This is a genomic window from Bacillus sp. URHA0034 (assembly GCF_056280405.1).
In genome coordinates, this window is record NZ_JBWCDK010000002.1 from 3288260 (window position 1) to 3301748 (window position 13489).

A 13489-nucleotide genomic window follows, 5' to 3' on the forward strand; every position below is an offset into this window, starting at 1 on the left:
TTTAATAGTATATCTTTTTTTAAAAGGTAAATATGATATCTATGGTACTTGAAGCATGGTTAATTTAATATTAACTATAGCAATTGGTATAGGTGTGCTTTATTTTGACTGGATTAGTAAAAAGGAAAAAAGTTTAAGTTGTGAAAGAACTTCTTCTCGTCAACTTCCTGAAGGATAAACATATTCCCTAATAATACCCTAATTCAGATATAACCATATTAGTAGTTCAGTCCCTCACTAATTTATAGCTATGAGGGACTGAACCAAGTTAGTTATTCGTCTTTTTCATCTCGAAATAAATCATCAATTAACCCCAGGTCTTCTATTTCTTTATAAAGCTCAGAGCCATCCATTCCTAGGGCTTGTGCAATTTTTTCGAACACAGGTAGACTTGGCAAGCTCTTTCCTGTTTCAATATTACTGATCGCTTTCCTTGTTTTCCTACAATTAAATGCCAGCTCATCCTGAGACATTTTTATGGCACGCCTTTTCTGTACGATTAATTCTCCAATGGACGATATATCATATTCATTCATGGGAAATTCCCCTTTTACCCCAATTACATAATTCGGGCAGGGAATTTGACACGTAGTGAACTACTCGGAAGTTGGCGTAATACAAAACGATAGACGAATTTGTCCACCTTTCTGAATCTATGAGTTCTTTTTTTAAATCAAAATACCTTTCATTTACATGTATTCTTCGATTGCTCTTACTAGCTCAGAGGCCTTTATATCAAGGCCGTCTGCAATTATGAAGATAGTGCTTAATTTTGGAATTTTCATATCGTTCTCTAGTAAACTGATATAGGAGGGATCGATGGAACAACGGTCCGCGAGTCCCCATTGTGTTAGATTCTTGTCATTTCTTAATTTCTTCAATGGAGCACCAAATAGAGCGATACGATTATTTTTCATATAATTCTCCTTAAGTTTATTAATGGCTTTATCCCTTTATTTGTTCATAACTTGTTCTTATTTGGAATTGCTAATGTTTGTTCAGTCTGTTTAGATGAACGTATGGTTGCGTTTACATATTTGTCTATTAAAGATTCATCACCTTTACTAGACAGCCTATTCAACATCAGACTAGTCATCTCTATCTCTATTAAATTGTGAAAAGGGCTTTATAACTATGGAATAGAGCAGGTAATACAACTATTTCGTCACATTTTAATGACATATAAGTCAGTTATCCGTTGAATTCTGATAAAGATTTAAACTTGTATTTACCTTCTTTTAGCTTGGTAGCCTGTTTCTGATTATCTGGTTCAGTAAAGTATGAGAGGGGATGCGGGTGGTTACCCCTTTCGCTGGTTAAGTTTTTCAACTGAAGAGCAGTTTGGATCTTGTTTATGAACAAGTGCCTCCTCAAATCAATAATGATGGAAACACCGTTGCTAAGTTCCACTTCCGTCTTGCTGCCGCGGACCTTGGTTTTGATAATATGATCAGGGTTAAACCATACACAATCTTCCTTACTGGAGGATTTATAGGGAAAAAGGCAAATGCCCTTATATGGGTTAATAATAATGGGATACATATAGATATTGCCAAGTATGTTTTTGGTTCCTTTAATAGCTCCTTTTAAATCGTATCCTATGTATTTCAATGTGTCATCCATCACTTGTAAGGGTGACCTGTTTATTAAAATGGTGTGCCCGCCAATCATCACTCTGGCACAAAGCTTTCCATATTGATTATATTCACCTGTCATTAAAACGACGTCCTCATCCAATAAATAAAACTGATCAATAGTCATAAAACATCTCCCGATTTGTTTTTTTGAAAAACTTAAATTAGATTAGCGCGAACTTGTTTGTGTGCAACTAAGTTGAGGTTTACTAGTATAGTTTTTGTACTCCACCTCTTTTGCTGCAGGTTCATCACCTGGTAGTATAGGTGCATTCGCCAATAGGATGATATGGAAATAGGATCGTAAACTTGGGAGTGACTTCCTCTAACATTATTTAAATATAATTAGAACCTTTAAGCCATGTACTAAAGTAAACAAAATTCGTCAAAGTTTGACATATTTGTTACAAAGTAGGGAGCACGGGGACGGTTCTCTTGCTTACTGTTACTGATTACGGCTAACTCATTACCAAACCGTTGAAAATTCCCATCACTATGCAGCTCGTGAGTTATATTCTTTTTTTTAGAATTAAAAATTAGCCCTACTCAATCGAGAGGGGCTTAAAATGGTAAGGGATTAATAATCACTTCCAGTTTCTTTCTAATTTAAAAATCTCTTGTATATATCCATAGACCGATACAGGAGACATAATCAATTGGTACCCAAGAATGAAAAATATAAAGCCTGAAAAATTTTTTCTAATTCTTAAGTCTAATCTCCTAAATACAACATTCCTTTGATAGAAATAAAGAATGCTATAACTGATAAGTGTTAAGGGCAATACAAGTAATGTCATGGGGCCCACAATCCAGTTATAACCGAAGAAGGCTAAAATAAGTCCCGGAATCCAGCATAGCGTATAGGTAAGGTCTAAATATGGCATGATCAGATTTATGCCTGTTAAATATTTAACGTAAACTTGAGGCTGTTTCCAAGGCTTTATTTCGTTCAATCCTTCAATCATGCCTCTTGCCCATCTGGCACGTTGTCGTACAAAGTGAATATACGTACTTGGAACTTCAGTAAACGAAACAGCCAATGGCTCAAAATACACTTTCCATTTTTTCTGAAGCAGACGCCAGGTTAACACAATATCTTCACCTATGGCATCAGGCCAACCGCCCACTTCTTTTATGCACTCAGTTTTATAAAGACTATAAGCTCCTTGGGCTACCAATGTCCCTTGGTACAAGCCTTGAAGCCTCTTAATGGATGCAATCCCTAAGAAGTAGTCCCATTCTTGAACTTTTGTCCATACATTCTCTCTGCTGTTTTTGGTTAGAACAGATCCTGCCACGGCACATACATCTTCAGGGCTGGATTTCATGCGAGCTACAAGATATCGGATAGAAGATGGATGTAGGAGAGTATCAGCATCAATCGTAATCACATAAGGAGTCTCAACCAATTCTAACGCGTGATTTAGGGCATTGAACTTTCCGGGTTTCTCTTCATTAAGTAACACAATTTCCATTGTTAATTCCCTTTTAGCCTTTACTACTTCAAGAACTGTTTTATCTGTGGAGCCATTATTGATAACAAATACCTTTAGTTTTCCTGAATAGTCTTGTTTATCAATGTAATGTAAGGTCTGAAAGATTTTGTCTTCTTCGTTATGTGCTGCTATGAGTATGGTAATCTCATCATTCGGATATTCATTCTTAAAGGCTGGTTGGCGATCAAGAATTAAGCTTATGACTAAAAAGGCATTCATATAGCCGGGGATGTAGGATATACCACCAATGATAAGCAAGGCTAGTGGAAACGACACGATTTTTGCAAGGTCTTCTAACCATGGAAGTGCTAGGTAGATAGAAAAACACATCCATATAAAAGCTGCTATGTGACTGATCCAAAACTTTGTTTTTATTGGTATATATTTTCTTTTGAACTCTTTCGGTACTTCGGAGCTAATAGGACTTAATATTGGTTTCATAGAACATTAACCTTTCTATTATGAAAAAGTAATAACATCCTATAATATCATTATTTTTACCAGAAGGAACGGAGGTTTTAATGTAAAATGAGGAGTAAATTGGAAGGAGCCATTATTTGTAATATGAAAAGTTTCTTTGGATAATTGTGTATTATTTGTTACATACCGATTTTTAATTGGACGTTTTCGGTGATACAAGATCAACAAGCAGTTATCACTCTGGCTCAAATTAATATTGAAAAATACAACGAGTAGATTATGATAGACCCATATAAGGACCGAACATCATAAAAAAAGCCATTATCTCTGTATCAGAAATAATGGGCTAATTATATTAAGGTATATATTGTTCTGTAATCTTTGTTACAACTCCATTTGTTATCTCTAGATGAAAAGGAATCTGATGGTGCTTATCCCGCTGATTCATGAAATTAATAAACTGACTTCTGGTTACTTTTTCATTCCATTTGATTTCGTATAAACTACGTGTTTGTAAGATATATTGGGCATTATTTGAAATGGTAAAGGTGCGTATCTTGGGATTAACGTTTCGTATCCAGTACCCGTCTGGGGCACCATCCATTTCTTTCTGGCATTTGCAATCCTTTAGGAATTCTCTATCAGCAGACTTGCCGAAATACCATTGGATATAATCAAATTTCCCTGCCCATTTCCCATTAATCTGTTGGAAGGAAGTTATGTAGGTGGTTGCTTTTTCCACCTTCGGGGGTTTTATAATGTTCGTTTTTGCATATGTTTGTGTACTCTGTGAGGGCAGTAATATCAATGTAAAAATCATTAATACAGGATAGAATATCTTCATTAATCTTTGTAACTTCATACAGATTTCCCCCTCGTATCACTTTTTCCTATAGTTTGATTGTAATAGGATTAAATTAAAACGTTGTCGATATTGGATACCCGGAAAATACTTTTTAAAACCAAAATCACTATATTGCGTTTTTACTACCGGCTTCCGAAACAAGCAGTAAATCAGATACTACAGCAGAAGCACAGCTAAATCGAGAGTTGACAGGAAAAGAAGTTAAATATATTCACCTGATGGCTGAAATGGATGCAGAAGCGTCCGAGGTATTTGAAAAACTATTCGAAGACATAGGTTCACAAGAAGGGGCCTGATGAATAAAGAACAAAGGTAATTGGTATAAAGAGCTAAAGAAGAATTAAATTACTGATAATGTACAAAAAGTGTTTTTTTAACCTTTAAAACACGAACATTATATTTATATTTTAAATTATTATTCACCTTTCCGCTTGTAAACCTATTGGATATTTGTTAGTCTAGTATAGTAATTATCTTAAATAGCATTACTCGTATATACTCAGAAATATGGTCTGAGCGTTTCTACCTGGTTCCCAATGTAAGAACTAGACTACGAGTTAAAGTATTGGCTGACACGCCATCTTTTTTATGGTTGCCAATGTATGTTTAGTAAGGAGTTATTTTAGCTAAACTATTGATACTTTGACTTTTCGTAGGTCTAGAAGGTAGAAGGGTTCTACTGCTCTAGACCTTTTTCTTTGGAAAGAACAACGAGTACATCCACAACAAGAGAAAAGGGGAAATACTTAATGAAAAAGGGATTCTTAAACAAATATGTTTCATGGGCAGCGATTGTGATCTTGCTCTTATCGATGCTCGCAGGCTGGAAGTCTTCGTTACTACATGAAACAAAAGTAGAAGGTGCGGCAAGACCGATTCTAATTGAAGGTCCAATGCCTATTGAGGCGGAGAATTTCGCAAAGAAATTAGAAAAAGTAAAAGTAGAAAAATCAGGAACCTTTGTATTCTATAAAGGAAAACTTGACGGTTACCCTGTTATTGTTGCAAAAACAGGCAAGGGAATGGAAAATACGGCAGCCGTTACAGCGCTGGCGATTGAAAAATATAAACCGATTGCGATTATCAATCAAGGAACATCAGGAGGACATGATCCGTCTTTAAACGTATTTGATATTGTATTAGGAAAAAGAGTAACGAACATCGGGTCATTAAAAACAGAAACGAAAAATGCTGGTGAGGGAATGGACCCTAGTCAATGGATTCCAATGGACTTAATGGCTTCTGAAGGAAGCGGAGCAGATGCGAATGCCGATAAGGTTCGTTACTATGAAGGGGATAAGGATCTACTTGCAGCGGCTAATGCGGTAGAGCACTTATATACGAAAGGTAAGGTTGTGGAAGGGACGATCGGGTCAGCAGACTTCTGGAACAATGAAGTGGACCGTATTAACTGGATTCATGAAAAGTACGGTACATCTGTAGAAGAGATGGAAGGTGCCGCGGCTGCACAAATTGCCGATGCGTATGATGTACCTTTCTTAGGTATTAGAATCCTCTCTAACAATAAAACAAACGGCGGGGCCTATAATCCTAATACTGCAGCAGCAAACCAAGAATATGTTTATGATGTTGTGAAACAATATATCTCAACAATAAAAAAATAAGGATGGGTGCTCCATTCTATAAAACGGCTTAGAGGTGAAACTCTAAGCTGTTTTCTTTTAAATGATGAAATACATCCAAATTTTTTACCATAATCCAGGGGAGTCTCATGCTTCTTTTTGTGACTAGAGGCGGATCTTGTTTCAAATCAGGTAACGCCCGGAGTTTGACGAACGGATGAGATTGTTTGCATATGTGTTGTATAGAGCAATAAATGAGAAAAGCACCCATATAGAGTGCTTCCCATCTGCTCCCTCTTTATTTTTGGAACAAACTTTTTACACCTTTATAAATTAAGACGAGTGAGAAGACAAGAACGGTTAGAATGCCAAGGACATTTGTTACAGGTGAAATACTTTCAAGAAATGAACCAGCTAAAGGAACCCTTATAAGTGCAAAACCAGATAAAATGGTAGCAAGAAACAAGAAAATCCGATTATCCATTGGTTCTTCCTCCTTCATAGGCGATTGATAAATAATATGACGTTGGGATTACAAATATGTCAACTTTGTAACAAGGGGATTGTTCATACAAATAAGGCCATAGGGACCGTTTATGTATTAATTTTTACCCAACAAAAAAGACAACAAATATTGTCGCCTTTTCTATAACTTTTAATTCCTCAAGAATATCTTCTCTTCCCAATAATAGGTTTTTGATTGTTTAAATGCATCAATAAATCTTTTAACTGTTTTTTCTCTTCTATTGAATTTGTCACTGTTCGGGGATCCATTAATTTAATTTTATATGAATAAAGCAAAGTTGAAAAAGATAAATTCAGTTCACTTTTTCTTAACTTTCTTTAGCTGTTTTTATCCTATTGGATAAGTATCCCCAACCGATAACAAGAAAGGTAATAGCAGTAGGAATCAATACATGTAAATCGTCTGGAAGAATATATTCGAACTTTGGTTCGCTAACGATCATTTCACCTGCTGTCCAAGCTACTATTCCAGCACCAGCATAAGAGATGATGGGGTACTTTTCCATTGCTTTTAATATGAATTGGCTGCCAAAAACAACAAGAGGAATACTAACAATAACTCCAATGATTATACCGGCTATATTTCCTTCAACCGCACCAGCAATAGCTAGGACATTATCAAGGGACATTATGGCATCAGCAGTAATAATGGTTTTAACAGCGGAAATTAAACTTGAACCGCCTTCCCTAAGATCGTTTTCATCATCACCAATTAGAAGTTTTATGGCAATATACACTAGAAGAAGACCGCCTATAAAAGTCACGAAAGGTAAGGCTAGTAGGTAAACAATGGCTGTTGCAAATAGTAACCGTAAAATAATAGCTCCAAATGTTCCCCAAAAGATTGCCTTCTTTTGTTGCTTTTTTGGAACATTACGTGATGCCATTGCGATTACAACGGCGTTATCCCCGCTTAATACAATATTGATTAAAATAACCTCCAAAAGAACCGCAAAAGACAAACCAAAAATCTCCAAAATGTTCACCTCTGAATATAAGCTAACTAAGTCATTATATTAATTTGGGGTTTAAAAAAGACCGCGATTTGAAAGAGCACAGGGACGGTTCTTGTGCTTCTAACCATGAGAAACCTCCCCTTAGCTATTTTTTGCTTATTTTCAAAAACGCTTCCAAAAGTAGTTGACGTTACGAACTCACGGTGCTATTATGTGTCTGTCTTAATCACATATGAGATTTTACATCACATATGTGATGTTGAATGTGTAAGGAGGGGGAGTATGTCGGTCAAGTCGGCTGAGCGTGTTCTTCAAATTTTTGAGTTATTGTCCCATAATCCTGAAGGACTGACGATTAAAGAAATTAGCGAAAATCTATCATTTCCACAAAGCAGTACTTCTAATCTAGCAGCGACGCTTATGGCAGCAGGTTATTTAAGTTTAGACCCAACGAAAAAATATAAGCTCGGCGCCAAGTTGATTCATATTGGAACGATGGCGATGGAAAACCTAGACATTTCGCTTGTTGCAAAACCGTATCTTGAAAAGCTGATGGAAAGTGTTCAAGAGACTGTATTTATGGCAACGTTGTCAGAAGAAGAATTAGTCTATCTTTTAAAGATTGATAGTAAACGATCGATTCGGACGACCGCACAGACTGGGTTCCGTAAGCCGCTTTATTGCACCGGGCTGGGCAAAACCTTTTTGGCTAACATGTCTGAACAAGAGCGGTTGAAGATTTTGGATCGAATTGAACTGGTACCGATTACGGCGAAAACAATTACCAACAGAGAAGAACTTGAAAAGGAACTCTATCAGTATTCGTTAATTGGGTACACCATCGATGATGAGGAAAACGAAGAAGGCTTATATTGTGTCGCGGCTCCTGTATTTGGTGCTGATCGAAAAATACATGCTGCGATTAGTGTAGCTGGTCCGAAGGAAAGAATGCTTGCGCAGCAGGCGGAGGTTGTCGAAAAGGTTCTAACGGCGTCCAAAAAAATCTCAGAAAGCATTGGATGCATTCTATAGAAGAAAAAGGTGAAGACATGGATGTTATTAGTATTGGGGAGACCATGGTATTATTCACCCCAAATACGATGGGTAAAATGCGTTATTCAAACCAGTTCACTTCCAGAATAGCGGGAGCGGAAACAAATACGCTCATCGGCTTATCTAGACTTGGGCATCGAACAGGATGGTTAAGCCAGCTTGGGAAGGATGAGTTTGGGGCACAGATTTTAACAACGGTCAAAGGGGAAGGGATAGACGTTAGTCAGGTTTCGATTAGTGAAAGTGCGCCTACAGGTGTGTTTTTTAAAGAAATTGTCAACCAGGATAATGTAAATATTTATTACTATCGTAAACAATCTGCCGCTAGCCAGCTCACACCTAATCAAATTAATAAAGACTATATCGCAAAGGCAAAGTTCTTGTATATCTCCGGGATCACTCCTGCTCTTAGCCTTTCTTGCAAGGACACCATTTACCATGCGATTGACCTTGCAAGGGAGACAGGAGTGAAGGTCGTTTTTGACCCCAATCTTCGCAGAAAGCTATGGTCTGAGACTGAAGCGCGGGAAACGTTGTTATCAATAGCTGCTAAGTCCGATATCGTGCTGCCTGGGATTGGTGAATGTGAGTTTTTATTTGGGACTCAAGATTATAAACAAGCAGCGGATGCCTTCCATGCTCTAGGGGCTGAAACGGTTGTTATCAAGCTTGGCGATAAAGGCGCCTACTATTCTACTAATGCAGGAGCAGATAAAGGACATGTAGATGGCTTTACCGTAAAAACAGTCGTTGACCCAGTCGGAGCAGGTGATGGGTTTGCCGCTGGCGTCCTATCGGGACTTCTCGATCAACTCACCGTTGGGGAAGCGATTAAAAGGGGCTGTGCCATCGGGGCCATGGTTTGTACCGTAAATGGAGATATTGAAGGCCTTCCTGATCGAGAGGAATTAAAGCATTTTACTAGTTCTAGTGCTGGAGATGAAGTAAAGCGCTAGCAAGGAGGAATGATACGAATGAACACGTTGCAAAAAATATTAGATAATAAATTAATTGCCATCGTTCGTGGGGCAAGACCAGAAGATACATTAAAAATTGTTCAATCGTTATATGAGGGTGGAATCCGAATAGTTGAAATTACCATGAATTCGCCGAAGGCTCTATCAGCTATTGAAATGGTTGCCGATGAATTCGGTGAAAGAATGGCAGTCGGTGCAGGAACTGTATTAGATTCAGAATCAGCTCGGAGTGCGCTGCTTGCGGGTGCACAGTTTATCTTATCACCTACATTTAAACCTGAGACTATTAAACTAACAAAAAGGTATGGAGCCGTCAGCATTCCTGCTGCTTTCACACCAACTGAAATTTTAAATGCCTATGAATTAGGCGGAGATATTATTAAAGTTTTTCCGGCCACGGCGTTAGGTCCGCAATTTGTTAAAGATATTCACGGACCTCTTCCTCATATCCCGTTGCTGCCAACCGGCGGAGTCGGCTTACATAATATTAAGAAATATCTTGAAGCAGGTGCAGCTGGCTTGGGAATTGGCAGTTCTTTGGTAAACACCAAACAAGAAGTGACAGAACAGTATTTAGTAGATTTAACCGAAAAAGCAAAGCAGTTCGTTCTTGCAGCACAATAATAAATCAAACGGAGTGAATTCTAATGAAAATTACAGGTTATGAATTGTTCCAAGTTCCACCACGTTGGTTATTTTTAAAGATAGAAACAGATGAAGGAATTGTTGGCTGGGGAGAGCCTGTCATTGAAGGTAAAGCCGCTACTGTAAAGGCAGCGGTTGAAGAGTTAATGACTTATTTAATTGGCAAGGATCCTTTGCGAATTGAAGATCATTGGAATGTAATGTATCGCGGCGGATTCTACCGTGGCGGCCCCATCCTGATGAGTGCGATTGCCGGGATTGACCAGGCGCTTTGGGATATAAAAGGAAAATTCTATAATGCCCCAGTCTTTCAAATGCTTGGCGGCGCCTGCCGTGATTCTATCAAGGTTTATTCCTGGATTGGCGGCGACCGTCCAAGTGATACAGCACGAATGGCTTTAGATTGTGTGGAAAGAGGATTCCAAGCGGTAAAAATGAATGGAACAGAAGAGTTACAGTACATTGATTCCTACGATAAGGTTGAGAGAGTAATCGAGAACGTAGCCGCAATTCGGGAAGCGGTCGGTAAACATATTGGAATCGGAATTGATTTCCACGGTCGTGTACATAAGCCAATGGCAAAGGTGTTAGTAAAAGAACTTGAACAGTTTAGACCGATGTTTATTGAAGAGCCTGTATTACCTGAGAATAATGAGGCGTTAAAGGAGATTGCTTCGTTAACCTCTACTCCAATTGCCACTGGTGAGCGGATGTTCTCAAGATGGGACTTTAAATCATTATTAGCTGGCGGCTATGTGGACATTATCCAGCCTGATTTATCCCATGCAGGCGGTATTACAGAATGCAAGAAAATCATTAGCATGGCAGAGGCCTATGATGTAGCTGCTGCGCCGCATTGCCCACTTGGACCTATTGCCCTTGCGGCATGCTTACAAGTAGATGCGACTGCACACAATGCCTTCATCCAAGAACAAAGCTTGGGAATTCACTATAACCAAGGCAGTGATTTATTAGATTATCTAATAGATCCGACCGTCTTCCATTATGAAAACGGTTATGTTAAGATTCCGCAGGGACCAGGACTAGGCATCGAAGTAAATGAAGAAAAGGTACGTGAAATGGCAAAAGTGGGCCATCAATGGCAAAACCCAGTATGGAGACATAAAGACGGCAGCGTCGCAGAGTGGTAAAAACAGTTCCGGGCGGTGACAGGCACCGCCCGAGTGATGTTACATTTTATAAATATATGATAAAGGGATTGAGGATCAATGAATAATAAAGCGACAAAGGTTCGTTATGGAATTGTTTTTATGTTGTTTATCACGGTAATTGTCAACTACATGGACCGAAGCAACATCTCAATTGCCGCTCCTTTTATAACAAAGGAACTGAATATTGATTCTGTTAAAATGGGATTAATCTTCTCTGCCTTCGGTTGGACATATTGTGTATTGCAAATTCCGGGCGGATGGCTGTTAGATAAGCTGGGTAACCGGAATACTCATACACTTGGGATCGCAGGATTCTCTCTTATGACTTTATTGCAGGGATTTGCAAGTGGTTTTTCAGGATTGATGTTCTTCCGCGTAGGCTTGGGTGTGTTTGAAGCTCCGGCATTTCCAACCAACAGCAAGGTGGCCGCTTCATGGTTCCCTGAGAATGAACGTGCTAGAGCGATTTCCATTTACACTTCAGGTCAGTTTATTGGCTTAGCATTTTTAACACCAACACTTATTTTCCTTGAGCAGACCTTTGGCTGGAGAGGATTGTTTATCATAGCTGGTATTATAGGACTTGCATGGTCTGTGCTTTGGTTCCTATTCTATCGTGATCCAGATAAGAGTAAAAAAGTGAATCAAGCAGAGCTTGATTATATCCGTGAAGGTGACGGTTTAGTTGCTGGTACTTCTGGGAAAGCGGTTACCTCTAAAATTAGTAAGAAGGATTTAGGACTTGTTTTATCAAGCAGAAAACTGTGGGGCATTTACATTGGACAGTTTGCGGTTAACTCCACATTATGGTTTTTCTTAACATGGTTCCCTACTTATCTAGTCGAATATAGAGGCATGGCGTTTATTAAAACTGGATTCTTGGCATCATTGCCATTTATTGCTGCGTTCGTAGGGGTGCTTGCTTCCGGATTTTTGTCTGATTTCTTAGTTAAAAAGGGTGTTTCCAAAAACAAGGCACGAAAAACTCCAATTATCACAGGTTTATTATTGGCGACTTCTATCATTGGAGCAAACTATGTAAATAGCCCGGCACTCATTGTATTATTCATGTCTATTGCATTCTTTGGAAACGGTTTCGCCTCTATTACGTGGGTGTTCGTTTCGCTGCTAGCTCCTAAACGCTTAATCGGTATTGCAGGCGGTGTGTTTAACTTTATCGGTGGTACGGCATCCATCATTATCCCTATTGTAATCGGTTATCTAGTTAAGGGAGGAAATTTTGCACCTGCACTTACATTTATTGCTTGTGTAACCCTACTAGGTGCATTATCTTACATCTTCCTAGTTGGAAAAGTAGAACGTGTTTCTGATCGTGATGATGTAAATAAGGCTGCTTAAGGAAGCATGGGAACGGTTCTTTTGCTTCATTTTTACAAAATGTAGGAAGACTAACTTGATTTATCTAGGTGTCTTATTAACTTCCAGTATAAAATACGAGCCATCCCATCAGGGGTGGCTATTTTTATTTCTCAATATGTTGGATGAATGGGGAGGGGGCTTTCCCTTCATATCTAATCTTTTACACAATGCGGAAAGATAATTTTGATTAACCTAGGCCCCAATCATTTTCATAATGCTAGCCACACCAAGGTGGGCTGTTTTAATGACTCAGGTTTGTTGATGAGGAAGTGTTTGAAATAAATCAAAACACCAATCCTCTATGGAATTGGTGTTTTAGCTCAAACCGGTTTTTTATGATTTTGCTGGATGATCACTTTAGAAGATTTTGATAATAGGAGTGATAAGATGATATAGGCAATTCCACTCTATAGTAAAGAAATAAAGGCTGTTGATAGGAAGGAAGCATAAAATTCAGTCAATAAACCCATCAAAGCTCCAAAGCCCCATGCAATAAAGACTTGCGCTCTAAAGGAAGAGGAGATATCGGCATTCTTCCGTAACCATAACTGATCCATAATGATGATGGCACCAATTGGCGGAACAATAATCCCTAATATATTTAGCCATTGAATGAAATGATTGTATGCTCCAGAAATCGCAATGATAATCCCAATAATTCCAAGGACTAAAGCCGTACTGCGCATTTTTTTACCAGTCAGGTTTGACCAGCAGACGGAGGCATTATATAAGCAATGAGAGCAAACACTCCCTAAATTTAAGAATAATAGAATGACTGAAATA

General features: G+C 38.4%; 15 protein-coding genes and 1 riboswitch. Of the genes, 7 read left to right on the top strand and 8 right to left on the bottom strand.

Annotation, left to right across the window (positions count from 1 at the left end):
• The first annotated feature begins 55 nt into the window (after positions 1–55).
• Positions 56–178, top strand: a complete 123-nt coding sequence (locus tag ACZ9EE_RS17850) for a hypothetical protein (RefSeq protein ID WP_476029100.1) — start codon at positions 56–58, stop codon at positions 176–178.
• Between the two features lie 94 nt (positions 179–272).
• Here the strand turns inward: ACZ9EE_RS17850 and ACZ9EE_RS17855 are convergent, their stop codons facing one another.
• From ACZ9EE_RS17855 to ACZ9EE_RS17875, 5 genes are all read right to left on the bottom strand, one after another.
• Positions 273–536, bottom strand: coding sequence for a helix-turn-helix domain-containing protein (locus ACZ9EE_RS17855; protein ID WP_476029102.1), 264 nt, complete (start codon positions 534–536; stop codon positions 273–275).
• Positions 537–689: 153 nt separating this feature from the next.
• Complete coding sequence (locus ACZ9EE_RS17860) at positions 690–917, bottom strand: helix-turn-helix domain-containing protein (protein WP_476029104.1); 228 nt, start codon at positions 915–917, stop codon at positions 690–692.
• Positions 918–1191: 274 nt separating this feature from the next.
• A complete protein-coding gene (locus ACZ9EE_RS17865) occupies positions 1192–1761 on the bottom strand; it encodes a competence protein ComK (protein WP_476029106.1) in 570 nt (189 codons plus the stop codon).
• A gap of 457 nt (positions 1762–2218) precedes the next feature.
• Positions 2219–3571 (bottom strand): glycosyltransferase family 2 protein, encoded by a 1353-nt coding sequence (locus ACZ9EE_RS17870; RefSeq protein WP_476029107.1) that lies wholly within the window; start codon positions 3569–3571, stop codon positions 2219–2221.
• A 334-nt stretch (positions 3572–3905) separates the two neighbouring features.
• The gene (locus ACZ9EE_RS17875) at positions 3906–4412 is read right to left on the bottom strand and encodes a hypothetical protein (RefSeq protein ID WP_476029109.1); all 507 of its coding nucleotides are present in this window, start codon (positions 4410–4412) and stop codon (positions 3906–3908) included.
• A gap of 472 nt (positions 4413–4884) precedes the next feature.
• Positions 4885–4988, top strand: a riboswitch (purine riboswitch).
• 176 nt (positions 4989–5164) lie between these two features.
• Here ACZ9EE_RS17875 and ACZ9EE_RS17880 point away from each other — a divergent pair.
• Positions 5165–6040 carry a 5'-methylthioadenosine/S-adenosylhomocysteine nucleosidase gene (locus tag ACZ9EE_RS17880; RefSeq protein ID WP_476029111.1) on the top strand — a complete coding sequence of 292 codons (876 nt, stop codon included), beginning with the start codon at positions 5165–5167 and terminating at the stop codon, positions 6038–6040.
• 256 nt (positions 6041–6296) lie between these two features.
• On the opposite strand, the gene ACZ9EE_RS17885 is transcribed toward ACZ9EE_RS17880, so the two are convergent.
• Both ACZ9EE_RS17885 and ACZ9EE_RS17890 read right to left on the bottom strand, forming a co-directional pair.
• Positions 6297–6482, bottom strand: a complete 186-nt coding sequence (locus ACZ9EE_RS17885) for a hypothetical protein (protein ID WP_476029113.1) — start codon at positions 6480–6482, stop codon at positions 6297–6299.
• A 349-nt stretch (positions 6483–6831) separates the two neighbouring features.
• Entirely contained in the window at positions 6832–7485 is a 654-nt protein-coding gene (locus ACZ9EE_RS17890; RefSeq protein ID WP_476029114.1) for a TerC family protein, read from the bottom strand.
• A 276-nt stretch (positions 7486–7761) separates the two neighbouring features.
• Between ACZ9EE_RS17890 and ACZ9EE_RS17895 the strand changes: the two genes are divergently transcribed.
• From ACZ9EE_RS17895 to ACZ9EE_RS17915, 5 genes are all read left to right on the top strand, one after another.
• Entirely contained in the window at positions 7762–8511 is a 750-nt protein-coding gene (locus ACZ9EE_RS17895) for an IclR family transcriptional regulator (RefSeq protein WP_476029116.1), read from the top strand.
• A gap of 17 nt (positions 8512–8528) precedes the next feature.
• The gene (locus ACZ9EE_RS17900; protein ID WP_476032997.1) at positions 8529–9488 is read left to right on the top strand and encodes a sugar kinase; all 960 of its coding nucleotides are present in this window, start codon (positions 8529–8531) and stop codon (positions 9486–9488) included.
• A gap of 18 nt (positions 9489–9506) precedes the next feature.
• Positions 9507–10133 carry a bifunctional 4-hydroxy-2-oxoglutarate aldolase/2-dehydro-3-deoxy-phosphogluconate aldolase gene (locus ACZ9EE_RS17905; RefSeq protein WP_476029118.1) on the top strand — a complete coding sequence of 209 codons (627 nt, stop codon included), beginning with the start codon at positions 9507–9509 and terminating at the stop codon, positions 10131–10133.
• Positions 10134–10156: 23 nt separating this feature from the next.
• Positions 10157–11305 carry a galactonate dehydratase gene (gene dgoD, locus ACZ9EE_RS17910; protein WP_476029120.1) on the top strand — a complete coding sequence of 383 codons (1149 nt, stop codon included), beginning with the start codon at positions 10157–10159 and terminating at the stop codon, positions 11303–11305.
• A gap of 78 nt (positions 11306–11383) precedes the next feature.
• Entirely contained in the window at positions 11384–12685 is a 1302-nt protein-coding gene (locus tag ACZ9EE_RS17915) for an MFS transporter (RefSeq protein WP_476029122.1), read from the top strand.
• Positions 12686–13113: 428 nt separating this feature from the next.
• On the opposite strand, the gene ACZ9EE_RS17920 is transcribed toward ACZ9EE_RS17915, so the two are convergent.
• Complete coding sequence (locus ACZ9EE_RS17920; RefSeq protein ID WP_476029124.1) at positions 13114–13392, bottom strand: hypothetical protein; 279 nt, start codon at positions 13390–13392, stop codon at positions 13114–13116.
• Positions 13393–13489: the final 97 nt, after the last annotated feature.